Genomic DNA, 22853 nt, shown 5'->3' with positions numbered 1-22853 from the left:
GGACAGTTTGCGCACGGTCTGTGCCGCGGCTGTCGCGATAGGAGTGACTGTGACGTCGAAAACCACCGCAAATCCCGAAAGACCGATCGAAGCATGGCCGGTCAGCGCATATCAGCGCGACGTACTCGGCTTGGCATTCCGGCTGGCACCGGAACCCGTTGCGCAGCAGACCTATAGCCTGCGCATCGATGAGCCGCTGGATATAGCGCGGCTGCGCGCCTGCTGGCAGCGAGCCCTGATGAGCGATGACGCATTGCGATTGCGCTTCACCTTCGAGAACGGCCAATTCCGCCAATGGATTTCGAATGAGATTCCGGCGGTCGAGGTCGTCGACCTGACCGATGCGCCGGATCCGGAGGCCGCCACCCAGGAATGGCTGTGGCGCGAGGTCGGCGCGCCGGAGCTTCCGGATCGGCCCGCGCGGCTGGCCGCGGTGGTGGATCGACCGGACCGGTTCTTCCTGTTCATGTCGTTCCATCACGCGCTGGCCGACGGCTATGGCATGAATCCGGTCATCGCTACGCTGGATACCAGCTACAAGATGAAAGATGTTCCGCTCGAACAGCTTGCGGTGCCTGAGCCGGCCGATGAGCACACCGACCGTTCCGTGGCCACCTATCGGCGGATCGTCGAGGACGACGAGACGTACCGGGCTTCCGAGCAGTACACAGCCGACCGTGACGGTCTGCTCGCCGCGCTCGACGGCGTCGAACCCGCGCTGTTCCCCAACCGGACCAGCTCGCCGAGAATTGCCCGCGGCCACTACAACACGATGATTTCGGGAGAGTACCTCAATCGTGTTCGTGCCACCGGTGTGACCGTTTTCGCGTATCTGACCGCTGCGGTGGCAACGTATCTCGCGACGATCCACCGCACCGATCAGGTGGTGATCGGCGTCCCGATGCTGAACCGGCACTCCGCGGAGACCTATCGCACGCAGGGCCACCGCGCCAATGTCGTCCCGCTGCCGGTGCGCGTCGATCGCGACGTGCCGCTCAGGCAGATCGCCGAGCAGGTGACCCAGCAGATTCGAAAGCTCAAGAAGCATCAGCGCTTCCCGTACGGTGAGCTGACCCGGGCACTGAATCCGGATCCGGCCGCGCCGCCACTCTACGACGTCGCCTTTTCCCACACGAAGCTGCCGGATGCCGATTACGTCCACGAACTGATTTCGAAATGGACGGTGCACAATCCGGGTTCGGTGACCAACGCGCTCACCATCGTCACGGCGGAGAACGGCCGGGACGGCTCGTTCAGCCTCCAGCTGTTCTACGACAAAGACATTTTCGACGCGAGCTTTCCGATCGAATCGGCGCTGCGCAGCGTGGGCGAAATGGTCACCGCGTCGCTGGACCATCCGGAGACTCCGGTGGGTGCGCTGCCGCTGCTTTCGGCGCGGGACAGTGCCGAAGTGGCGGCCTTCGAGGCGGGTCCGCGTATCGAATTTCCTTACACCACCATTGATCGGCTGTTCATCGAAAAGGCCGCCGATCATCCGGAACGGGTGGCGGTGGTGTCCGCGGATTCCCGCGAACTGACCTACGCCCGATTGTCCGGTCTGGTAGAGGGTTTCGCCGCTCGGCTGCACGAGCTCGGCGCAACTGGGAACGAGTGCATTGCGGTCGTGCTGCCCCGTTCGTCCGACATGCTTATCGCGGTGCTCGGCATTTTGCGTGCCGGATGCGCTTACGTGCCGCTCGATCCGGATTATCCGGCGGCGCGCATCGAAACGGTTCTCGCGGACTGCGAAGCGCGGTTCGTGGTCGCCGGAAGCGAACATGCGCGGGTCTACCAAAACCTCGGCGTCACCCACATCACGGTGTCCGACACACCTCCCGGCACCGTCGAAAATGTCTCGCACCCACACGATTTGAGCTATCTCATCTATACCTCGGGCTCGACCGGGGTGCCCAAGGGCGTGATGGTCGAGCATCGCTCGGTGGTCAACCGGCTGACCTGGATGCAGCGCCGCTACCCACTGTTCGCCGATGACGTGATCCTGCAGAAAACGCCTGTCACCTTCGACGTTTCGGTGTGGGAGTTGTTCTGGTGGGCCATCACCGGAGCCAAGGTGGCACTGCTCGAGGTCGGCGGTGAGCGCGATCCGCGCCGCATTGCCGAGGCCATCGAGGCGAATGCGGTGACCGTCATGCACTTCGTGCCGTCCATGCTGGCGGCCTTCGTAGACGAACTGGAGGCCGATCGCACGATCGTGCCGCGCATCGCGGGCCTGCGCCGGGTGTTCTGCAGTGGTGAGGCGCTGCCGCCCGCGCTGGTTCGCCGCTTCCACGCCGCCTTCGCCGCGGTCGCGCAGCGGCCACCGCAGTTGGTGAATCTCTACGGTCCCACTGAGGCCACCGTGGACGTCTCGTATTTCGATTGCCCACCCGCCGGCGACTGCTTGCAGGTCGCTCGAAACGACCAGCGTGATTCGCTCGATCTGGTGCCTATCGGTCGTCCGATCGACAATACCGCCCTGCTGGTGCTCGACGAATCCGGACGCCGCATGCCCATCGGCGTAACCGGTGAACTCAATATCGCCGGAGTCGGTGTCGCGCGCGGCTACCGCGGCCGCCCGGACCTGACCGCGGCCGCATTCGTCGACGATCTGACCGTGCCGGGCCGTCGTCGCTACCGCACCGGTGACCTGGCGCGCTGGCTGGCCGACGGCACCCTGGAGTACCTGGGCCGCTTCGATGATCAGGTCAAGATCCGCGGCAACCGGATCACTCTCGGCGAGGTGCAGAACGCGATCCTGGGGTGCACGGGGGTGCGCGCCGCGGTCGTCGTCGACGAGCAGTCCGAGACGCATGAACTGCATCTGGTCGGATATTTCGTCGGCGATGACGTGACCGGTGACGAGATCGCCGCACAGATCGCGATTCGCCTGCCGCGCTATATGATTCCGACCCGACTGCTGCGCGTCGACCGTATTCCGTTGACCCCCAACGGCAAGACCGATCGCAAGGCATTGGCACGGGCGGCGGAGGTTTCTCAGCATGCGGATTTCGTCGGCGTGCCGACCGAACCGCGGACACCGGTCGAGGCCGAACTGGCACAGGTCTGGCGGACCGTGCTCGGTATCGACTCCATCGGTGTACACGACAACTTCTTTACCCACGGCGGCGACTCCATACTCGCGCTATCTGTGCGCACCGCCGCCGAACGCGCCGGACTGTTCTTCGATGTGGATGCCTTCTATGAGCATCCGACCATTGCCGAACTGACCCAGATCGCCTCGGATGGTCCGGACGGCAACCGGATCCGCATCGCCGCTGCATTGGCGACGGTGCCGCTGATCGACCGCGCCGCACTGCATCAGGCCGAGGATGCCTTCCCGGCCACCGCGCTGCAGCTCGGCATGCTCTTCCACAGCATCGAGCGCACGGATTCGGTGACCTACAAGGACGTATTCCGTTATCGGTTCGAAATGCCCTGGGACGCTGCACAATTCCACGCGGCATTCGACCGGCTCGTACGCCGTCAGCCCGCACTGCGGTCCTCGTTCGAGCTGAGCAAGTATTCAGTCCCGGTCCAGGTAGTGCACAGCGCGATCGAATACGAACTCGAGATCGTCGATGTCTCCGATCTCGATCCGGTGCTGGCCGATCAGGAGGTCGAGGACTACACCCAGGAGCGCAGACACGCCCGGTACGACCTCGCACGCGCCCCACTACATGCGGTGCGGGTATTCCTGCGACCGTCCGAAAGCGCCCTCCAGACCGTCGATCTGGTGCTCAGCTTCCACCACGCCATCCTCGACGGATGGAGTGTCGCTACCGCGGTGCTCGAACTGCTGGTCGACTACCTGAATACGCTGGGACTGATCGAAACCGGTATCGATGACACGCCGCATGCGGCCACTGCCCTGGCCGAGTACGCGCAGTCCGAAATCGCCGCGGTGCATGATGATTCGGCCCGTGCGTACTGGCGCGCGGCACTGGCCGGAGCCGAGCCGACCGCGCTGACCGCCCTGGGTGTCCACGAGGGTACGGGTGCGAAGGAACCGCAGGCCGCCGCCCTGCTGCCGCGTCGGCTCGCCGAGCGGGTCACCGCATTCGCCGCTCGGCACCAGGTGCCCGAGAAGGCGGTCTACCTCGCGGCACACTGCCTGACCTTGCGCACGGTGACCGGTCGCGCCGATATCACCACCGGTGTGGTCAGCCACGGCCGACCGGATCGGGCAGGCGCGGAGAGCATCGCGGGCCTGTTTCTGAACACGCTGCCGATGCGGCTGGACGATACCGCCACCACCTGGCGCGCCGCCGTCGAGCAGATAGCGCGCCGGGATCGCGACGCCTACCCGCACCGACGCTATCCGCTGCGGTCGATCCTGGCCGATGGCGGGCCTGCCTTCGAGACGGCATTCAACTTCATCAACTACCACCTCTTCGCACCGATCCTCGGTACGGACCGAGTCACCCTGCACGACTTCGACGTTCGCGAGGACACCAATTTCCAGCTCTTGGTCACGGTGGCCCATGATCCGCGTGACGACCGAATGTGGGTGCGGGTCAACGGTGACCACACGCTGACCAAAGATCAATGCGAAACCGTGGCAGTGACTCAGCTGCGCATATTGGCGGCGATCGTCGCGGATCCGGATGCGGCGATCGACCGCGGCACGGGTCCGGCGACCGCGCGCGATATCGGCACATTGGTCGCCGACGCGGCAGCACTCAATCCGCACACCGTCGCCGTCCGGGGCGACGAATCCAGCCTCACCTACGACGACCTGATCGAGCGCAGCGAACGACTCGCCCGGTGGCTCAACGGTTTGGGGATCAGACCAGGTGACCGGATCGGCATCCTGATGAGCCGTCGCCCGGAATTGGTGCTACTGGTGCTGGCACTCATGCGAATGGGCGCGGCCTGCATGCCGCTCGATGTCAGCTACCCGCGGGCCCGGCTGAATCTCATGATCGACCGCGCCCGCCCGCACCGGGTGATCGCCGACGCCGCGTATGCCGAGATCGTCGACAATGTTCGACTGGTGCTGGACACAGCGGAGGTGTTCGATCCGACCGCTGACAGTGATATGGATTTTGCTGTCCCGGATCACATTTCGCCCGACGCGCTCGCCTACGTGCTTTTCACTTCCGGCTCCACCGGCGAGCCCAAGGGCGTCGCGATGCCGCACCGCGGCCTGACCACGCTGGTGGACTGGCAAAACCGCAGCCCATCGGGCCTGAACCTGGCCAGCACATTGCAGTTGGCGCCATTGAGCTTCGATGTGTCGTTCCAGGAGATCTTCACGACCCTGGCCGCGGGGTCCACACTGCGGGTGAGTTCGGCGGATTTGCGTTCCAATGTCGATGAATTGCTGAATACCGTTGTGGCCGAAGGTATCGAGCGGCTGTTTCTGCCCTATGTCGCACTGCAGGCCTTCGCCGAGGCCGTGGTCGCCCGGCGAAAGTTCCCGGTCGAGCTGAAAGTACTCGCGTCCTCCGGTGAGCAATTGCGCATCACCGACGAGATCCGCGCACTGTGCAAAGTGGTGCCGGGGCTATTGCTGGAAAACCAATACGGCCCAACGGAATCCCACGTCGCGACCATATTCACGCTCGCGGGCTCACCCGACGACTATCCGGCGCTGCCGCCCATCGGCCGCCCCGTCGACGGCGATACCGTCGAATTGCTCGACAGTGCCCTGCGTCCGGTCGCCGACGGTGTGATCGGTGAGATCTATCTCGGCGGCCGGTCCCTCGCGCGGGGCTACCAAGACCGGGCGGCGCTGACCGCGCAGCGGTTCGTGGCCACTCACGGCGGCGCAATCCTTTACCGCACGGGCGATCTCGGCGTGCGGCTGGCCTCCGGAGATCTCGTCTGCCTCGGCCGCAGTGACAGTCAGGTCAAGATTCGCGGCTTCCGGGTGGAGCCCGCCGAGGTGGAGCTGTGCATCCTCGGACTGGTCGAGCAGTATCCGACCATCACCGAGGCGGCCGTGGTGGCACGGGGGTTCGGCGGCATTGATGGCGCGCTGATCGCCTTCCTGGTCGGCGATGCCGAGCAGACCGATCTGGCAGCGCTGCGCCACGATCTGCGCGGCGTTCTGCCCGCGCATATGGTGCCCTCGCGCTTCGTCTTCCTCGACGAACTGCCCCGCATGCCCAGCGGCAAGCGCGATGACGGCGCATTGCGTTCGATCGTCGAATCCGCACCGGAAACGGTTGCCGCACAGCGGGAGCCGGCCGACGAATACGAGCACTCCGCGGTCGAACTACTCGCCGAGTACGCGGGTCTACGCTCGATCGGTCTCGACGACGATTTCTTCGCCGCGGGCGGTACCTCCATCGGTGCCATGCGCGTAGTGATGGGGTTGTCCCGGCGCTTCGGTGTCGACGTGCCGCTGGATCTGTTCATCGGCGCGCCGACCGCCGCCCAACTCGCGGCGCTGGTCCGGTCCGGAAATACCCGGCGCACATTCGACCCGCTGGTGCCGATCACCGTAGGCGGTCATAAGCCGCCGCTGTTCCTGGTGCATCCGATCGGTGGAAATGTGCTGTGCTACTTGGCACTTGCCCGCTACCTCGATCCGGATCGTACGATCTACGGCCTGCAGGCCGCGGGCGGCGATGCGGGCAGTACGCCGGAGAAGACGATCGTGGGGATGGCCGAGTCCTACCTGGCGGCGGTGCGTCGCGTGCATCCGGAGGGGCCCTACCACCTGGCCGGTTGGTCCTTCGGCGGGAATGTCGCACTCGAGATGGCGCGGCAACTGCCCGAGCGGGAGGTGGCCAGTGTGACGCTGCTGGACACCATGGCATTGCGTCAGCAGGCCCGCGAACCCATTGCCGAGGAACAGCTCATTCGCTGGTTCTTCCTCGAATTGCTGTGGTACGCCCGCGGAAATAAGGCCGCGCTGGTTGATTTCGAACCCGACGTGCACGCAACCGAGAAGCTCTTCGATTCGATGCTCGCCGAGTCGATCCGCTCCGGCATCCTGCCCGCCGACAGTTCACCGCAGGCGATCCGGCGGCTCTACGAGGTGTTCTACGCCAACTACACGGCGTTGCTGGAGTACCAGCTCGAACCCTATGACCGCGATATCACCCTGCTGCGCGCCGAGGAGGCCCTGCCGCCGGGTGTGGATCTCGCGCACCAGGTCGTCGGCAGCATGTTCGACAGCGCGAACAACGGTTGGGAGCAGTACGCCGCCCGGCGCTTCACGCTGGTCCCGGTGCCCGGCGACCACCTGCACATGATGACCGAACCGCATGTTCGCGAGGTCGCGGTGCAGTTGGACTCGGCGCTCGCGGCGGCCGATCCGGATCCGGACCGGGAGCTCGGTGCCGAAATGCTCGACGCCTGATCGGTTTGGCCCCGATGGGTGCGGTTAACCGGAAGCTTGAACTAGAGTTCCGGGGTGGCCGCAGCTGTCGGGGCGGCTCTCCATCGTGTGTGTGCGGTTGGTCGACGCGTGAGTCGATTCCGAGGTCGGCCAGTTCGAGAAGGAGAGTAGTTGCCGTGAAGTTGGGAATGATCGCGATGTGCTCGGCCGCTGTGGGACTCGTGGGGGCCGCAACCGCGCAGGCGGCCGGAAATGCCGTGGTCGGCGGCGGTTCCGGCCTGGTCTTCGATAACAACGTCGCGTGCTCGCTGACCGCGATCGGCTACGACAGCGCCGGACACCTGGTCGGACTGACCGCGGGGCACTGCGCCCCGACCGGCTCGCGATTCGGCGCCGAACGCTTTTTGGATGCCGGTGTGATCGGCACGGTCGCATACTCCGATGACGGCGAAGGCCTCGATTTCGCAGTGCTGCAATTCGATTCGGACAAGGTCACGCCCGTGCGCAATGTCGGACCGACCACCATCGCCGGATTCGGTGCGGCACCCGCACCCGGCGAACCGGTGTGCACGAGCGGGCGCAGCAGTCGATTCGACTGCGGTGTGGTCTGGGGGTCGCTGGACGGCACGACGATCAACCAATCCTGCTCCAAGCCTGGCGATTCCGGTGGACCGGTCACCGTCGGTGATCGACTGGTCGGCATGAATCAGGGGCGGCTGACCGGAATCAACGGCGTCGGATTCAATATTCCATGCATCTTCCCGGCGATACCCATTCATTCACCGGCATTTTTCGCGCCGATCGATCCGATACTCCAGGCCGTGGACGCCGTCGGCGGGGTCGGTAGCGGATTCCAACTCATCTGATCCGCCGCGAATCCGCGCAGTGCTGCGGCGGTGAATTCGTCGAGTGGGTAGAACAATTCGATCGCGAGTTCGGACAGCGTGACGTCGGCGGGCGCGCCGAAGGTGGCCATGGTGCTGAACATGCGTAGTTCGCCGAACGGAGTTCGGATGCGCAGCGGGACCTCGAACGGATTGGGTGATGCCGCATCGTCATCGGGTGCGTCGCTGAAATCCGGCGGTGGGGGGTAGGCGGCGACCTCGCCGTAGAGTGTTCGGAGTGCGGCGTCGCCGGTGGCGTTGACCTGGCGAGACAGTCTCTCCAGGAACAACTCTCGCACCTGGGTCAGGTTGGCGAGGCGGGCCGCGAGGCCGTCGGGATGCAGCACCAGCCGGTAGACATTCGGTTGCGGAGACATCAGCGCTTCGGGGATATCGGCCATGAACAGGTTCATGGCGCTATTTCCTGAGACCACATTCCACAAGCGGTCCACCACGACCGCCGGATAGGGCTCGTGCGCGGTCAGCATGATGTCGAGTGCGGAGCGGACCGCGGCCAGGCTCGCGTCGTCGAGGCTGCTCTCTCGGTAGGCGGGTGCATAGTCGGCGGCCAGCAGCAATGTGTTGCGCTCGCGCAGCGGCACATCCAGCGCGTCGCAGAGCCGCAGAATCATGGCTCGGCTGGGTTTAGCCCGGCCGGTCTCCATATACGAGATGTGGCGCGAGGAGCTGTCCGCGGCCAGTGCCAGATCGAGCTGGCTGAGCCTGCGTCGGTGGCGCCAGTCGCGCAGCAATGCGCCGACCCGCGATTCCGTCTGATTTACCGCCACCCGGGCAGGCTAATCAGCGCGGTGTGCGTTCGGCCATGACCTCAGAGGTTATTGAGACCTTCACCTCAGGTCCGGCATGGTCGGTTTCGGGAGCCGATCGGGCTGCCGGATCGACAAGAGGAGAGAAGATGAGCACACTCGTCGCGCGCGCCGATACCGACTACCTGCGTACCGTGTTGCGCCTGGACGGCTGGGGCACCGGGGTGTTCGGCATCGTCATGCTGGCCGGGGCAGCGGCGCTGCGCGGGCCGTTGGGGCTGCCGACCGCGTGGTCCATCCCGTTCGGCGTCGCGATGGTCGGTGGCGGACTCGCGCTGCTGCTCATTGCCGGGTACCCGGATCTCGTGGGGAGCCATGCGGTCGCTGTTATCGGGGTCAATGTGATCTCAGCGCTGGGGCTGGTGGTGTTGGCATTCTCGGGTCTGCTCGAGTTGACCGGGCTCGGGGTCGCCTTCCTGTTGATCGGTGCGGTGTGGGTTGCGTTGTTCGCGGCGCTGGAGGTGAGTGGGGTGCGGCGGGCCGGATTGTGAACTTCGGTGCCGTGTATCGGATCTCGTGCGCCCGTCGAGATGTCATCCGGGAAGTCGAGTGGGTCCTGAACCGTACGTCACCGCAATGGACATTTCCTGCTCCAGCCGCGGATCATCCTCGCCGCAGCGTTGTCGGCGTCCGGTGAAGGCGAAACCCGTTCGTAGGTACAGGGACTCGGCGTGATGATTGCCTTCGACAACCCAGAGCCGAAGTTCGCCGTGACCATGAGCCCTGGCCCAGTCGACGGTGGCGGTGAGAAGGAGATCCGATGCCCCGGTTCCGCGTGCGCTCGGATTCACCCAGACCGACGCCACGATCGGCGGACTGCTATCGGCCTTGGTGACGATGCCCGCCGAGCCGACGACCCGGCCGTCGCGCTCGGCGACGAATAGCAGCCGCGTACCCATCCACTGCCGCCACTGCGGCTCATCCCACCGCGACGCCACCTCGAACGTCGAAGCGAACGTCCCCGGTGGCGATCCCGCCAAAGCATCTAGCCGGATCTCTCGGGCGACCGTCCACTCGCTTCCACCCAACTGCCGCACCCTCATCCGGCGATCGGCCACCGACACCGCTGCCACACGCAAACGCGCGATGGATGTCCGGCCGTCTGGGATGCCGTGCCGATTCTGGACAATATGCGCTGAGTCGTCGGATCAGCGTAGTCGTCCGCGACGATTCGTCGGTCGTCCGTCGTGTATCGCTTGATTGCGCAGCGATTCGGTTGTCTCGGTGTCGCGTTCGTGGGCGATATCCAGCATCGCAAGTCCGGTTTCGCGGATCAGTCCGTCCAGATCGTCGAGCATCGCGGCGATCGCATCGCTGGCCGTCCGCAATTCGGCGGCGCTCGGATCCGGCCGATCGAAAACCATACGGAGTTTGTGCAGCCGCAGCCCCGTGTCGAAGAGACGGCGCACCAGCCGATCGCTGGAATCGGTGAACGCGGTGGCGTTTCCGGATAGCTCTTTGGTGGGGCCGAATGATCGTCGCGGCCTACTACGCCACGTGCTTCGGCTGCTGCCCCCGCGGGCGCCGGTCCGGGAGCTCGACCGCACATCATCGGGCATCGAAAGTCCTCCTGAGTCGTTGATTCGTATTGGTGGCCACGTTTCGGGACCCCGGAGACGTGGCCATTCTACTGCGCCCGATTTCGGCGGGTATGAACGGCTCCTTCGGAAAACCGATACCTGTTCATCCTTCGTACCGTGTAATCGCTTGGTAGGCAACATGATCACCGCCTGTCCGAAGTAAGGTCATCGATAGGGGCTGCTTCGCAGCGCGAACTGGTGGACAATGGGGTATGGCAGTAGACGATGTGCGGGAGTCACGCGAACTGTCGGTTGATACCGCACTGCACCTGCTGGGCACGATCGGATTCGGGCGTGTCGCGTTCTCGCGCTACGCTTTACCCGCGATTCGCCCGGTCAGCCACGCACTGGTCGAGGATCACCTGGTCATCTACGCCGACGCCGCAACGACCGGTTCGCTCGATCATCAGGTCGTGGCTTACGAGGTGGACGCGATCGACCACCAAACCTCCCTCGGCTGGTGTGTGATCGTGACCGGTATCGCCGACACCGTCCGCGACCAACACGAAATCGTGCACTATCAACAGTTCTTGCCCTCTCGCACGGTCGGTGCCGGTGATCGAGTGACCAGAATCCTGCCCGATATCGTCACCGGAATCGAGTACGTGGGGCCGGAAGAGGTCGATCGGTAGTCGCTCGAGGGGCTGGAATCCTCCCGGGGAGTAGCGGTTCGAGTTTCGCGAGGAAGCGCGCGAAATGTGGATCGGCGTCGGTGCGGTCGAAGGTGTCGATATCCCACCACTGTGCTGCACCGAATTCGCGCGGGTCCAAGGTGTATTCGCGGGCGCGGTCGCCGCGGATGACGTACCAGAGGCTGACATCCTGGTGTCCGCTGTGGGTGCCGACCGTCGTGGTGACAGTGAGGAACAGCGGTTCGTTTCCGATGACGGTGAATTCGGGGTCGATGCCCAACTCCTCCGCGGCCTCGCGTCCGGCGGCGGCCAGCGGATGTTCTCCCGGTGAGACATGGCCGCCGGTCGGCAGCCACAGTCCGGCGAGGAGATGGCGGCCGAGCAGGACGCTGCGTGCCCGCGGGTCGACGAGCACCACGTACGAGACCAGATGCCGTGGGGGAGTGTCGGGTTTGACGCGACGGAAAACATCATCGGTGGAGGCCAGCCAGGCCTTGGTGTCCTCGATGTGCTGCCGCTCGAGAGCATCCAGCGGCGTGATCCCATCGACGATATCGGCGACAGTCGCGGTCGCGAGGTTCATGGCAGGCGACTGTAGTCGCGGGCACCGACAGGTTTGCCCAGTGCGGACTATTCGAGGACGACCGGGCGCAGCCGAGTGGTGTAAGCCCCGGCGCGATCGAGCGCATCGGCGGCGGCATCGAGCTCGATCATGGTCTCCTCGAAGACTTCCCGCGCCCCGGCAATGCAGTAAGCCGGGGTCGTGAGCGCCCCGATCCCCTCGGTATCGACCAATATCCCCGAGGTTTGCAACGAACCATAGGCGGCATCGAGCCCGGCCAGCTCCCCACGCAATTCCCGCAGCCGATGAAACACCTGCTGCCGCCGAATCTCCAATGTCAATGGATCGGTCATCACCCGCTCCCCACTTCCGCCGTGAACTCCACCGCAATCTACCGCGACCTACATCGACGGCTCGAACTCCACCGGCTCAGCACAGACCCGCGAGTTTGTAGAGCACCAGGGATCCGGCGACGGCCACGTTGAGGCTGTGTCCGGTGCCGACCATCGGGATCTCGACGGCCATATCCAGCAGTTCCAGCCCTTCCGGCGGGATACCGGTGGACTCGTGGCCGAGCACGATGACGGTGCGTTTGCGGGCGACGGGCAGATCGGCGAGTCGAATGGACTCGTCGGTGAGTTCGACGCCCACGATCGCCGAACCCCCGTCCCGCTGACGCTGCAGCCACCGATCGACCCGCCCGTCGATCCAGTGCACACACTGACGGTGGCGCAGCGTATTGCCGTGGTCGAGCGCATCGGGCACCCACGGCCGCCGCGGCACCGCCATACACGCACCGACCGCATCACACGTGCGAAGCAAGGTGCCGAGGTTGACACCGTGCTTGGGCCAAAGCGGTGCCGCGAGCAAATGATTCCAACAGCCATGCGAACGCTGACGGCGTTGCCGACGAAGTTCAGAGCGGGTGCGCACCCGCGCCGCCGTCACCGGCGCGCGGGAATACCCTTCCCAAGGGAGTGTAAGTCTTGGCAGACAATGAATTCCATCGCAATGATGCTTCGCGGCGCATCCAGCCATCGACGTGGCCGATCATTTGACGACCGGGCCGTATCGCCTCAGCATACCGGTCCCGCCCATGTACTCGCAGGATCGCGCTGGATCATCGTCCGCGTCGTTTGTCGAGTGCTGCCCCGATCAACTTCCGTGCAGTCTCACCGGTAATAGACTGTCCGGCAAGGATTGTGAACGCACGGCCGTAGGTCGCTATCTCGCGCGGCTGAGTGATGGTCAGCTCTGCGGCTGTCCCTTCCACCATGACCAGCCGGTTGTCGAACATGGCGAAGTTGGTGGACACCACAAGGGCCTCGGCTGTGGCCGGAACGATGCCGATGGTGACTCTGGGCATTCCGATTATGGAGGCCAGCCGGTCGAGCTGGCCGATCATGACGGCATCGGTGCCGACGGTGGTGTAGAGCGCTTGCTCAGCAATCAGGAAGTGGAACAGGTGGTGACGCTGGTACAGGATGCGTTGCCGTTCCATTCTCTTCGACACGGCTTCGTCTACGTCGTCGGGTACCTGGTGGAACTGGATACCCCGGCGTAGCTTGGCCTCGGCGTACTCGGCCGTTTGCAACAAGCCGGGAATGATCTGCGGCTGATAGTCGCGGATGTGAGTTGCTTCCGCTTCGAGCTTCAGCGACTTCTGTTGCCGACGCTTCAGCCCGGTTCCGAGGATCTTCCGCCATTCGAGGTACGCAACCTCGATGTTGTGAAGGGTGGCCAACAGGTCTGGGAGTTGGTCACTGGCGTTCGCGTGTTCGCAGTACGCCCGGATGTCGTCGTCAGACGGTTTGATCCGGCCGTATTCGATCTTGGACACCTTCGACTCGTGCCAACCGGAGAGCTGGGCAAGCTTCCGGTTGGTGAGCCCGGCCGTACGGCGAAGCTCCCGAAGTCGTACCCCGAGAGCTTCCCGCGCATCGTGGACGCTGGTCACTGGCTGACGTACTCCGCGTACGGCGTGGCCAGCTGCCACAGTCGTTGTTTCACACTCCGGGAGTAGCCGACGATTCCCGGATCGGTGGTCACTGCCAGACCCGCTGGCTTTCCTTGCTCGTTCACGAGGTTGAAGACAACCCGCTCGTTGTCGATGAGCCACCAGTCATCCGAAGGCACCTCCCCGGCGAGATGCCGAGGCACGTAACGGATGTCCTCACCCGCTTCGGTGTTGGTGTCGGTCACCGAGAGCAACCAACGGTGATAGTCGGTGTGCGGGACCGTGACCACACGTACCCGGCTCACGGTCACACCACGGCCGGTTGTCTCCCGGATGAGATCGTTCCATCGGTCCTTGTGCTCATCCGGCAACGCGGGCTGACCTTCGAGGAACCGGCGAAACCGGTCCGACTCGGTCGGCACGGCGTAGGCGTCCCGAACTTCAAGATGGAACGCTTCGGCTTTGCAATCGCGGAATAGGGCGACCCAGTCCGGCGGCTCATGCTGAAGGTAGAGCACCGTAGAACGTCCTCCTGATCTTCGGAACTTCAATCGCTGTCTCGTTGGGCGCAAGGTCGAGCTGAGCCAGCGTGTCAGGCTCGGTGATCGGTCGGCCGGTGAGGGTGGAGGTACCAACCTCCAAGTGCCCTAACCGATTCTGACCAGAGGAACGGCATGCCTACCACCGAACCCCCCGGCGCACTCGACAAGGAAACCTCAGCGAGGCTGCGCGACCAGCTCCAACAGATCACGGAGGAGGTGGGCCGGTACCTCGGTCCGGAGCATCGGGCCATAGACGCACTGGTCCAGGCTGCCCGAGAGTTGGCCGCAGCCACCTCCCCCAAGTCGGGACAGTACGCCGAATACACCCCGGACGAATGACCTCGGAGGGAGCAGCAACCCCAGCGGAGATAAACGTAATAGCCTGGTCAGAGGTCTGGCCAACGACCGCTCGAACCACTCGGATACCGATCCGCGAATGCGCCCTGGAGCAGACCCATGGTGCATTTCGTATGGCGGGAGTAGGGAAGTTGGCCCTGCGCTGGGGCGCGGCGGCGGGGTACCCGAGCGATTGGTCAAAGTGTGCGATGTGATCACGGTGTTACCCGGGCAGACCTACCCCCGTTGCGCGGCAATCCGTTTCGTAGACGTCGACGGTGCGTGAAGAAGGCTCAGATCGGGTAACCGAAGCTGATCTTGCGGGTGGTGGGGTCGGCGGCGACCAGGCGCACCTGGACCTGCGCGCCTTCCGGGGGTGCGCCGGCGCACGGCCCGACAACCGGTGGGTCGGCGATGAAGACTTCGGCGGGGCGGGTGCCGTTGGCTTCGCGTACTACTACGGCTTCGAAGATCGAGCCGCTGCGTTCGGCGAGCAGGGTGGATTCGGTGAGGTCGATGCAGGCGCGTTCGACCTTGCCTGCGAGGCTGTCGCTGCGTTTCATCGACTCGGCGGTGGGGGCGAGGCCATCGCGGACCCATTGCGGGACTTCGGTTCCGGCGCAGCGGGCGAGGCAGATCTCGGTTGCGAAGCGGTCGGCGAGGCGGCGCAGCGGTGCGGTGACGTGCGCGTAGGGGGCGCCGATCGCACTGTGCTGCAGGTTGTTCACGGTCTGTGGGTTTCTCGTTGGCTTGGCGCCGGTCCCCCGAACGCCCACCGCACGCGCGCTGCCCGCCGCAGCCGCGCCGCCGATGGAACGGGCACCACCCGGCGGGCCCACGCCACCTAGCGACTCGGTAGCACCTGCCGACCGTGGATCGGCCACCAACTCCACACCACCCGACGACAGCGCACCATCAGCCACCTGAGCACCGGCCCTGGAACCGTTTGCCCCTGCGGCCGCCACGCCATCGAGCACCGTATATCCCGCACCACGCAGCAACCCTGTCGCCTCGGACATCAAGACCAACGTCGCAGGCGCATTCGGATCGAGTCCGGCCAACATCCGCCCGACGGACTGATCCGCAGGCCAGTCGACCCCCAACGCCGCAGCCGTCCTGCGCATCGAATCAATCGCCGATTCTACGGGCGGCGGCATGGTCCGCAGCAATGCGATCCGCTCACCGGCCCGGGGCACGCCACCGGATCCACTGTCGTTCAACATGATTCGCGCAGCGCACATACCGGTCAACAGGGAAATCTGTTCGTTCCAGTCGTCGGCGGCGGTGCGCGGTTCCACTACCAGATGCCAGTGGCCGACGGCCTTGTCGTCACGGATAACGCTCTGGGCGGGCAGGCGCAGTCCGATCGCGCCGCGGGCCAGCCCGGCCTCGATGCGCCGCGTACCGAATTCCGGCAGGGCCGCGATCGAGGGATGCAGGCGGTTCGCGTCGGCGTCGGCTTGGACGCTCGCGTAGTCGAGTCGGGCCCGCGAGCGCACGGTAGCCCGGATTACCGAGAATCGTTGCGGCTCGGCGGTCTCATCGCATTCGATGGTCCACAGCGCCGCGGGCCTGGTCTGTTCGGGCAGCAGGCTCGCGGAATTCTCCGAAAGGATCGGCGGGTGCAGCGGCACGGTGCCGTCGGGTAGATAGAAGGTCTGGCCGCGCGCGCCCGCTTCCTGGGCCAGCGGGCCCGCGGGATCTATTACGGCGCCGACATCGGCGATCGCGTAGTGGACAGTGAAACCGGAAGAGGTGTGTTCGATATGCACCGCCTGGTCCAGATCCATGGCGCCGGGCGGGTCGATGGTGACGAATGGAATATCGGTGCGATCGGCGCGAGCGCCCGCGAACGCGTCGATCGCGTCGCGGGCCGCCGCGGTGGCCTCGGCGGGATACGCCGAGGCCAATCCGAATTCGGATCGAATGGCGCCGAAATCGACCGGCGCCGACACGATCCGCTGGTGAAGTTCCACGCTGTCGCAGTCGGTCTCTACTGCAGTGCCAGCATGGTGCCGTTCAATTCATTGAGCGGCCCGTACACGGTAAAGGTCACCCGTCCACCCGGGACGCCGGCGGAAACGTCCGCCGCCGCGTCCAGCGCCTGGCCGAACGAGGCCGCCGACGGATGCGGCAGACCGGCGATGGCCTGCCCGATGTGGTTCTGGTGCACCCAGGCGGTGTCGGCCGAGTTGAGGTCGACCTGGACCCCACCCGCCAGCGGGGTAACCGCGACCGCCGAGGCGGACCCGGTGCCCAGCATGGCGAAAACCGATGCGGCCCCGGCGATCAGCGCACCGGCGACCAGTGAACGAACAATCCGCATAGAGTTGTGCCTGCTTCCGTGATCGAAGAATGTGAGTTTGTGGCGGACCGGCAACGGGTCTTACCAACGGCGCCTACTCTATGACGTCGCTCACGTTCTAGGCCAGTGCCACCCGAATCGCCATGCCGGACACGCCGAACCCGGCGGCGTCAGAGCCCGGCTGCTAGGGTTCCCCGGCGTGGCGGGATCGAGCTTTTCCCGCACATTCGCAAGTGACCCGTACGTCGACAATTGGGAGTTATCCACTGATGTCAACGATTCTTTTCGATTACCTGATGCCTCTGCTCGGTCCTGAGCAGGCGGCGTATTGGGCTCAGGTTTTCATGGTCAACCCGCTCTGACCTCACCGTCAACGATGCGGTCTTCGTCGCCTTCCGTTAACCAGACGGGAGGCGACGTTTCCCAAGTGCCGCTAGCATCCGCTGCGTGACCAGAACTACCGCCGCGATCGCGGCCAGCTGCACCGTGTTAGCCCTGCTCCTTGCCGGTTGCGGCGATGACAAAGACTCTTCCGCCGCGCCCGCTTCCGCGACGACTTCGGCGGCGAAGGCCGCGGGCGGTGAGATGTTGGACAACGTCAAGGCGGGGACGTTCGTCGTCAGTTACCGCAGCGCCTTCCCCAAGCTCGCCGAGGGCAAAGACGACGCCAAGATCGGCGACATTCTGGTCCAGACCTGCAAAGACATCAAGGACGGCAAGAGCGAGGACGAGGTCGTCCAGAACGTCATCAAGCGCACGAAGGGCGCCTCCGAGGCCTCCAAGGAGGAGGCCCAGGCCATCTATCAGATGGCGAAGATGCTCTGCTGAGCTGAAATAGTCAATCCTTCAGCCACGGCAAGTAATTGGGCAGGTATTTCAACACGTACCCGACGGTGATCATGACGATGATCGCGATCACGGGAATCAGTATGGACATCGGCCCGGTTTCCTTACGTTGTGCTACCGATGCGGTCGTACGGCGCAATCGGCCGTAGCGACTGTTTGCGGGTCGATCGAAACGGTCAACCGTACCCGTATCGGTATACGCCCGTTGTGTTACGAGCGCATTCCATCTTGTTCGGCCGCTGGCGTGTTGCCCTGACCGAGCGCCGGTGTCGGCTCGGGCGGGGTGATTTCCGGTGTGGGCTGGGGTGCGGTCGGGGTGGACTCGGCGGCGCTCGCCCCGGACGGCGTACCGCGTTCCAGGAACCGCAGTAACTCCACCGGAAACGGCAGCACCAATGTCGAATTCTTTTCCGCCGCAACTTGAACCACGGTCTCCAGCAATCGTAGTTGCAGTGCCGCCGGCGATTCCGACATTTGCGCACCCGCCTGGGCCAACTTCTTCGACGCTTGTAATTCGCCCTCGGCGGAAATCACCCGCGCCCGTCGTTCCCGCTCCGCCTCGGCCTGCCGCGACATCGAGCGCTTCAGTGAATCCGGTATCGATACATCCTTGATCTCCACCCGATCGATATGGATTCCCCAGCCGAGTGCCGGGCTATCGATCATGATCTCCAGCCCCTTGTTCAACTCCTCACGATTGGACAACAGGCTATCCAGATCACTCTTTCCGATAATCGAACGCAAGGACGTCTGCGCCACCTGCCCTACCGCGAAAAGATAGTTCTGTACCTCCACCACCGCGCAGACCGGATCGATCACCCGGAAATAGACCACGGCGTCGACGCGTACGGTCACGTTGTCGCGGGTGATGCCGTCCTGCGCGGGCACCGGCATGGTGACGATCTGCGTGGAGACCTTGCGCATCCGGTCGACGAATGGAATCAGCATTCGCAGTCCGGGATCTCGGGTTCCGACCACCCGGCCGAACCGGAACACCAGCCCCTTCTCGTATTGGGTGACAATGCGCGCGCTCATCGCGGTGACTATCCCGCCCGCGATCGCCCCCACCCCGAAAATCGCCCCGATAACGGCAAGAATATCCATGGTTACACCCCGTGCGAAGTGCCTGACCGCACCGAATTCCGGCTCAGCGGTCCAGTTCCATCATGGCACCGGTGAGCACCGGATTGCAGGGGGCGGACGAGTTGGCCTGTAAGCCGGATCCTGTCCCCGGCTCACACCGGGTGACGGCCATCCATCTGGACACACCGTTGCCGGGTGCCTCGAGCGGTCCACCCGCAGGCTCGGGCGAGCAGCCCTCGAACACCTGCGCAGCCGCACCGCGAACGGTGCGACCTTCGACCTTGCTCCGGGCGGGGTTTACCTAGCCGCCCCGGTCACCCGGGGCGCTGGTGCGCTCTTACCGCACCGTTTCACCCTCACCGCACGATCCCGGGGGATCGTGGGCGGTCTTTTTTCTGTGGCACTTTCCCGCGGGTCACCCCGGGTTGCCGTTAGCAACCGCCCTGCTCTGTGGAGTCCGGACTTTCCTCGGCGACGGGCTGCGGCACTCACGTACCCGTTCCCATCACCGCGGCCGCCCGGCCAACTCGTCCGCAGCGTTTAGCCTACTTTGATCAAGGGGTACCTTGATCACTGGCCTGACCCGTGACCGGTCGGGGGGTAGTAGTTCGGATCGAAACAGTACGGTGAGGTGCCATGGAACGTGTCGAGGTCAGTTTTCCCTCGGGCAGCGAGCAGTGCGCTGCCTGGCTGTATCCCCCCGCTGGCATCCCCAAGCCCCGCCCACTCGTTGTAATGGGGCACGGTCTCGGCGCAAACCGGGAGATGGGGCTGGATAGGTACGCCCGGCGCTTCGCCGCCGCCGGGATGGGTGTGTTGGTATTCGATTACCGGCATTTCGGGGCCAGTCAAGGTGCGCCGCGTCAGCTACTACATATCGCCCGTCAGCGCGAGGACTGGCGCTCGGCCATCGCTTACGCACGCACGCTGCGCGGCTTCGACGCGACCCGAATTGCGCTGTGGGGCACTTCTTTCGGCGGTGGCCATGTGCTGACGGTAGCGCCCGACGACGACTACATCGCGGCGGTCGTCGCCCAGGTACCGTTCACCAGCGGCTGGGCCTCGGCCATGGCGAAGGGCCCGACCAGCCTGACCAAGGTGGCCACCATCGCGGCTACCGATCTGCTCGTCGGTCCGATCCGGCGCAAGCCCGTTCGCGTCCGATTGGCCGGTCGCAAGCGTTCAGCGGCGCTGATGAGCGCGCCGGATGCACCGGAGGGTTACGGCAGGCTCGCGGATGAGAGTGAGACCTACGAACCGAAAGTCGCTGCCCGCGTGGCTTTCTCGACATTGTTCGATTCCCCCGGCCGCCGGGCCAAGGCATTGAAGATGCCGGTCTTCTACGCGATCGCCGACAACGACACCATCGCCCCACCGAAACCGACCATGCGCGCGGCCGAACGCACCAAGCACGCGATCGTAAAGCGTTATCCGGTAGGACATTTCGATGTCTACTTCGACGATGTCTTCGAGCAGACGGTCTACGACCAGACCGAGTTCCTGGTGTCGGTGCTGCGGCCCTAGCTGCCGCGCAGACAACGGCCGGACGCGCTTCTCGTGCTCGTGCTGCCGGCTACAGCGCTCAGCTGTGCGTTTCCATGCTGCTATTCGCCATTCTGATCTTCGCTACGGGGGTGAAGTGACCGGGGCCGATCAAGCCGATACGAACGCCGCCGCGGCGGGGTATTTGGCCAGTGCCTCGCCTGCGGCGATTTCTTCGGCATCGGCCAGGAGTTCATAGATGGTGGCGTTGACGCCGGTGGCGTGGGTTTCGGCGGCGCGGGCCAGGATGGCTTCGCGGGATTCGACGGCGTCGCGGTGGTCACCGAGTACGGTTTGTAGGCGTTTCGCCTCGGTGCCGAGATCCTTTGCGGCATCGCCGAGTACGTAGATCGCGCCTTCGCACGAGTAACGCAGGCGTTTGGCGCCCTTGCGGATATCGTGCAGCAGTTCGACGCGCTCGGCGGGCGAAACGGCGGGCTCGGCGTAGACCAGTCGCCGTAAGCGTTTGCGGTCCTTGCGCAGGATGCGTTCGAAGACCTCGGCGGCTGGCTGTTTCGATTGGTCCGCGTCGAGCGGTGGGTCGGTGCGCCAGGCCGAAAGACGGTGGCGCAGTGCGTGATAGCGGTGGTGATCGAGGGCGGCGAGGACCTCGGCATGTGCGGTTCGGTACCGGTCGCGTTCCGCATCGACCAGTTCGGTGCGCACGTACTCGGTGGTGCCGGGCACATAGCTGTTGCCTGCCGCCTTTGGAACGGCCGTTTCCATTGCGAGCCGGGCGAATTCATCCTGTGGCGCATGCGCGGCCAACAGCGCTGTGAACCGTTCCGCCCGCACCTCGGCATCACGCGCCACACCGAGTAGATCGGCCAGCCACTCGAGTTCGTGCTGTATCTCGGCGATCGGTGTGGCTTCGAAGAGCGTCCGGTAGGAGCGCAGCACACTGCGCAGTCTGCGCGTCGCGACCCGCATCTGGTGCACCGAATCCCAGGCGTCGGCACGGACATCCGGTTCGGCGGCCAGCAGCCGGTCGACGTCGTCGCGCAGCGCCGCGACGATGGCGGTTCCGGCCGTGACCATGATCAGCTCACTTTCGCGAATCCGTCGGTCGCCTCGACGAGATGGTGCGTTATTCCGGGTTCGGCGGCGGCGTGACCGGCATCGTCGACGATGTGCAGTACCGAACCGGGCCAGGCGCGATGCAGTTCCCATGCGCTGGTCGCCGGGCAGACGACATCGTGGCGTCCCTGCACGATGACGGCGGGGATATGCGCGATCTTGTCGATATCGCGCAGCAGCTGTCCCTCGTCGAGGAAGCCGCCATTGACGAAGTAGTGGTTCTCGATCCTGGCGAATGCCAGTGCGAACCGCGGCTGGGCGCTCTCCTGTACCCGATCAGGGTGCGGCAGTAGCGAACTCGTCGCGCCCTCCCATGTGGACCAGGCGACGGCGGCCGCTTGTGCGACCTTCTCGTCGGGGGAGTGCAGCAGCCGGTGATACACCCGAACCAGATCGCTGTCGCGCTCGTCCTGCGGCACCGGGGCCAGGAACTTCTCCCACTCGTCGGGGTAGATGTAGCCTGCGGCGCCGTTGTAGTACCAGTCGATTTCCTTGCGCCGCAACAGGAAGATCCCGCGCAGTACGAGTTCGGTGACCCGCTCCGGATGCTGTTGCGCATAGGCGAGTGCGAGCGTAGAACCCCAGGAGCCGCCGAATACCTGCCAGCGGTCGATGTCGAGATGAATGCGCAGCGCTTCGATATCGGCGATCAGGTGCCAGGTGGTATTGGTCTCCAGACTCGCCCCGTCCGCGATATGCGGGGTGGACCGTCCGCAGCCGCGCTGATCCAGCAGCACGATCTTGTATGCGGCCGGATCGAAGAACTGCCGGTGGAATGGTTCGGTGCCGCCACCGGGTCCGCCGTGCAGGAACACCACGGGCTTACCGTCTGGATTGCCGCTGACCTCCCAGTACACGGCTTGGTCCGCGCCGACATCGAGCATGCCCGTTTGGTACGGCTCGATCGCGGGGTAGTGAGTTCGCATCAGAAGGCGATCCCCGAAGCCAGATCGGGCAGTTCCAATGCCTCGATCGCCTGCTGGTGCACATCGGCGCAGCTCTTGGTGGTGATCCGGTCGATCATCGGCTTATCGGCGAGTACATGGCCGTTGATGCCGCCATTGCGCAGCGCCCATTCGTGCACCAGAGCATTGAGCCCGATCCGGCCCAGCGTCGGACCCTGTACCCGCCAGTTCGACAGCTCCGGGCGGATCATGTCGCACAGCTGGGTGGCCGACGCGTCGGAGATCTCCAGGGTGGTCGTCGGTGCGCTGGTGGTCTTGCCCGCGCTGGTGGCCGTGGCCGATCCGGTGGTCGAACTCGAGCTGCCGGTGGGCGCCGGGCTCGAGTCGTTCCCGCAGGCGGTGAGCGCCACGGCTGCGAAAATCCCCGCTACCACCAGCGTGCTGCGTGAAATCCAACGGGTTTGCGGCATCGGTACCCTCTGCT

General features: G+C 64.8%; 21 protein-coding genes and 1 other RNA gene. 7 read left to right on the top strand and 15 right to left on the bottom strand.

Going from position 1 to position 22853, the window contains the following annotated elements; translation table 11 throughout:
* Positions 1–49: 49 nt before the first annotated feature.
* A complete protein-coding gene (locus ACIBJI_RS25265; RefSeq protein WP_397086199.1) occupies positions 50–7312 on the top strand; it encodes an amino acid adenylation domain-containing protein in 7263 nt (2420 codons plus the stop codon).
* A 155-nt stretch (positions 7313–7467) separates the two neighbouring features.
* The gene (locus ACIBJI_RS25260) at positions 7468–8157 is read left to right on the top strand and encodes a S1 family peptidase (RefSeq protein WP_364345394.1); all 690 of its coding nucleotides are present in this window, start codon (positions 7468–7470) and stop codon (positions 8155–8157) included.
* Here the strand turns inward: ACIBJI_RS25260 and ACIBJI_RS25255 are convergent.
* A complete protein-coding gene (locus ACIBJI_RS25255) occupies positions 8067–8963 on the bottom strand; it encodes a helix-turn-helix domain-containing protein (RefSeq protein ID WP_397086197.1) in 897 nt (298 codons plus the stop codon). The genes ACIBJI_RS25260 and ACIBJI_RS25255 overlap by 91 nt on opposite strands.
* 128 nt (positions 8964–9091) lie before the next feature.
* Between ACIBJI_RS25255 and ACIBJI_RS25250 the strand changes: the two genes are divergently transcribed.
* Positions 9092–9493 carry a hypothetical protein gene (locus ACIBJI_RS25250; RefSeq protein ID WP_364345390.1) on the top strand — a complete coding sequence of 134 codons (402 nt, stop codon included), beginning with the start codon at positions 9092–9094 and terminating at the stop codon, positions 9491–9493.
* Between the two features lie 42 nt (positions 9494–9535).
* On the opposite strand, the gene ACIBJI_RS25245 is transcribed toward ACIBJI_RS25250, so the two are convergent.
* Both ACIBJI_RS25245 and ACIBJI_RS25240 read right to left on the bottom strand, forming a co-directional pair.
* Entirely contained in the window at positions 9536–10045 is a 510-nt protein-coding gene (locus ACIBJI_RS25245) for a GNAT family N-acetyltransferase (protein ID WP_364345388.1), read from the bottom strand.
* A 105-nt stretch (positions 10046–10150) separates the two neighbouring features.
* Positions 10151–10561 (bottom strand): hypothetical protein, encoded by a 411-nt coding sequence (locus tag ACIBJI_RS25240; protein ID WP_364345386.1) that lies wholly within the window; start codon positions 10559–10561, stop codon positions 10151–10153.
* Positions 10562–10794: 233 nt separating this feature from the next.
* Between ACIBJI_RS25240 and ACIBJI_RS25235 the strand changes: the two genes are divergently transcribed.
* Positions 10795–11214, top strand: a complete 420-nt coding sequence (locus ACIBJI_RS25235; protein WP_364345384.1) for a pyridoxamine 5'-phosphate oxidase family protein — start codon at positions 10795–10797, stop codon at positions 11212–11214.
* Here the strand turns inward: ACIBJI_RS25235 and ACIBJI_RS25230 are convergent.
* The 5 genes from ACIBJI_RS25230 to ACIBJI_RS25210 all read right to left on the bottom strand — a co-directional run bounded on the left by ACIBJI_RS25230 (position 11171) and on the right by ACIBJI_RS25210 (position 14251).
* On the bottom strand, positions 11171–11797 hold the full coding sequence (locus ACIBJI_RS25230; protein ID WP_364345382.1) for an NUDIX domain-containing protein: 627 nt from the start codon (positions 11795–11797) through the stop codon (positions 11171–11173). The two genes, ACIBJI_RS25235 and ACIBJI_RS25230, sit on opposite strands and share 44 nt — an antisense overlap.
* Positions 11798–11844: 47 nt before the next feature.
* Positions 11845–12129 (bottom strand): hypothetical protein, encoded by a 285-nt coding sequence (locus ACIBJI_RS25225; protein WP_364345380.1) that lies wholly within the window; start codon positions 12127–12129, stop codon positions 11845–11847.
* Positions 12130–12205: 76 nt separating this feature from the next.
* Positions 12206–12814, bottom strand: a complete 609-nt coding sequence (locus tag ACIBJI_RS25220; protein ID WP_364345378.1) for a TrmH family RNA methyltransferase — start codon at positions 12812–12814, stop codon at positions 12206–12208.
* Between the two features lie 82 nt (positions 12815–12896).
* Entirely contained in the window at positions 12897–13733 is an 837-nt protein-coding gene (locus ACIBJI_RS25215; RefSeq protein ID WP_364345376.1) for a helix-turn-helix transcriptional regulator, read from the bottom strand.
* Positions 13730–14251, bottom strand: a complete 522-nt coding sequence (locus ACIBJI_RS25210; protein ID WP_396958609.1) for a DUF6879 family protein — start codon at positions 14249–14251, stop codon at positions 13730–13732. Before ACIBJI_RS25210 ends, ACIBJI_RS25215 begins: the two co-directional genes overlap by 4 nt.
* 156 nt (positions 14252–14407) lie before the next feature.
* On the opposite strand from ACIBJI_RS25210, the gene ACIBJI_RS25205 reads away from it, so the two are divergent.
* Positions 14408–14614 carry a hypothetical protein gene (locus tag ACIBJI_RS25205; protein WP_364345366.1) on the top strand — a complete coding sequence of 69 codons (207 nt, stop codon included), beginning with the start codon at positions 14408–14410 and terminating at the stop codon, positions 14612–14614.
* A 290-nt stretch (positions 14615–14904) separates the two neighbouring features.
* Here ACIBJI_RS25205 and ACIBJI_RS25200 read toward each other — a convergent pair whose 3' ends face one another.
* A complete protein-coding gene (locus ACIBJI_RS25200) occupies positions 14905–16587 on the bottom strand; it encodes an RNB domain-containing ribonuclease (RefSeq protein ID WP_364345364.1) in 1683 nt (560 codons plus the stop codon).
* A gap of 17 nt (positions 16588–16604) precedes the next feature.
* The gene (locus ACIBJI_RS25195; protein WP_364345362.1) at positions 16605–16937 is read right to left on the bottom strand and encodes a hypothetical protein; all 333 of its coding nucleotides are present in this window, start codon (positions 16935–16937) and stop codon (positions 16605–16607) included.
* 426 nt (positions 16938–17363) lie between these two features.
* On the opposite strand from ACIBJI_RS25195, the gene ACIBJI_RS25190 reads away from it, so the two are divergent.
* Positions 17364–17744: a hypothetical protein gene (locus tag ACIBJI_RS25190; protein WP_364345360.1), complete on the top strand. Its 381-nt coding sequence runs from the start codon at positions 17364–17366 to the stop codon at positions 17742–17744.
* A gap of 228 nt (positions 17745–17972) precedes the next feature.
* Here ACIBJI_RS25190 and ACIBJI_RS25185 read toward each other — a convergent pair whose 3' ends face one another.
* Positions 17973–18866 carry a slipin family protein gene (locus ACIBJI_RS25185; RefSeq protein WP_364345358.1) on the bottom strand — a complete coding sequence of 298 codons (894 nt, stop codon included), beginning with the start codon at positions 18864–18866 and terminating at the stop codon, positions 17973–17975.
* A 93-nt stretch (positions 18867–18959) separates the two neighbouring features.
* Positions 18960–19375: RNase P RNA component class A (rnpB, locus tag ACIBJI_RS25180), an RNA gene on the bottom strand.
* 106 nt (positions 19376–19481) lie between these two features.
* Here rnpB and ACIBJI_RS25175 point away from each other — a divergent pair.
* Positions 19482–20369 (top strand): alpha/beta fold hydrolase, encoded by an 888-nt coding sequence (locus ACIBJI_RS25175; protein ID WP_364345356.1) that lies wholly within the window; start codon positions 19482–19484, stop codon positions 20367–20369.
* Positions 20370–20498: 129 nt separating this feature from the next.
* Here ACIBJI_RS25175 and ACIBJI_RS25170 read toward each other — a convergent pair whose 3' ends face one another.
* The 3 genes from ACIBJI_RS25170 to ACIBJI_RS25160 are packed head-to-tail and all read right to left on the bottom strand — an operon-like array spanning position 20499 to position 22839.
* A complete protein-coding gene (locus tag ACIBJI_RS25170; protein WP_364345354.1) occupies positions 20499–21425 on the bottom strand; it encodes a CHAD domain-containing protein in 927 nt (308 codons plus the stop codon).
* A 2-nt stretch (positions 21426–21427) separates the two neighbouring features.
* Complete coding sequence (pip, locus tag ACIBJI_RS25165) at positions 21428–22390, bottom strand: prolyl aminopeptidase (RefSeq protein ID WP_364345352.1); 963 nt, start codon at positions 22388–22390, stop codon at positions 21428–21430.
* Positions 22390–22839, bottom strand: coding sequence for a hypothetical protein (locus ACIBJI_RS25160; protein ID WP_364345350.1), 450 nt, complete (start codon positions 22837–22839; stop codon positions 22390–22392). Before ACIBJI_RS25160 ends, pip begins: the two co-directional genes overlap by 1 nt.
* Between the last annotated feature and the right edge of the window lie 14 nt (positions 22840–22853).

Source organism: Nocardia sp. NPDC050408 (genome assembly GCF_044458905.1).
Classification (GTDB): Bacteria; Actinomycetota; Actinomycetes; order Mycobacteriales; family Mycobacteriaceae; genus Nocardia.
This window is presented reverse-complemented; position numbering and strand designations above follow the sequence as displayed.

Coding starts and splice junctions, on each gene's coding strand:
- ACIBJI_RS25170 (WP_364345354.1), bottom strand. CDS start 21,425: ATGGTCACGGCCGGAACCGCCATCGTCGCGGCGCTGCGCGACGACGTC.
- ACIBJI_RS25225 (WP_364345380.1), bottom strand. CDS start 12,129: ATGACCGATCCATTGACATTGGAGATTCGGCGGCAGCAGGTGTTTCAT.
- ACIBJI_RS25175 (WP_364345356.1), top strand. CDS start 19,482: ATGGAACGTGTCGAGGTCAGTTTTCCCTCGGGCAGCGAGCAGTGCGCT.
- ACIBJI_RS25160 (WP_364345350.1), bottom strand. CDS start 22,839: ATGCCGCAAACCCGTTGGATTTCACGCAGCACGCTGGTGGTAGCGGGG.
- ACIBJI_RS25240 (WP_364345386.1), bottom strand. CDS start 10,561: ATGCCCGATGATGTGCGGTCGAGCTCCCGGACCGGCGCCCGCGGGGGC.
- ACIBJI_RS25185 (WP_364345358.1), bottom strand. CDS start 18,866: ATGGATATTCTTGCCGTTATCGGGGCGATTTTCGGGGTGGGGGCGATC.
- pip (WP_364345352.1), bottom strand. CDS start 22,390: ATGCGAACTCACTACCCCGCGATCGAGCCGTACCAAACGGGCATGCTC.
- ACIBJI_RS25220 (WP_364345378.1), bottom strand. CDS start 12,814: ATGGCTGGATGCGCCGCGAAGCATCATTGCGATGGAATTCATTGTCTG.
- ACIBJI_RS25205 (WP_364345366.1), top strand. CDS start 14,408: ATGCCTACCACCGAACCCCCCGGCGCACTCGACAAGGAAACCTCAGCG.
- ACIBJI_RS25235 (WP_364345384.1), top strand. CDS start 10,795: ATGGCAGTAGACGATGTGCGGGAGTCACGCGAACTGTCGGTTGATACC.
- ACIBJI_RS25230 (WP_364345382.1), bottom strand. CDS start 11,797: ATGAACCTCGCGACCGCGACTGTCGCCGATATCGTCGATGGGATCACG.
- ACIBJI_RS25245 (WP_364345388.1), bottom strand. CDS start 10,045: ATGAGGGTGCGGCAGTTGGGTGGAAGCGAGTGGACGGTCGCCCGAGAG.
- ACIBJI_RS25195 (WP_364345362.1), bottom strand. CDS start 16,937: ATGCGGATTGTTCGTTCACTGGTCGCCGGTGCGCTGATCGCCGGGGCC.
- ACIBJI_RS25250 (WP_364345390.1), top strand. CDS start 9,092: ATGAGCACACTCGTCGCGCGCGCCGATACCGACTACCTGCGTACCGTG.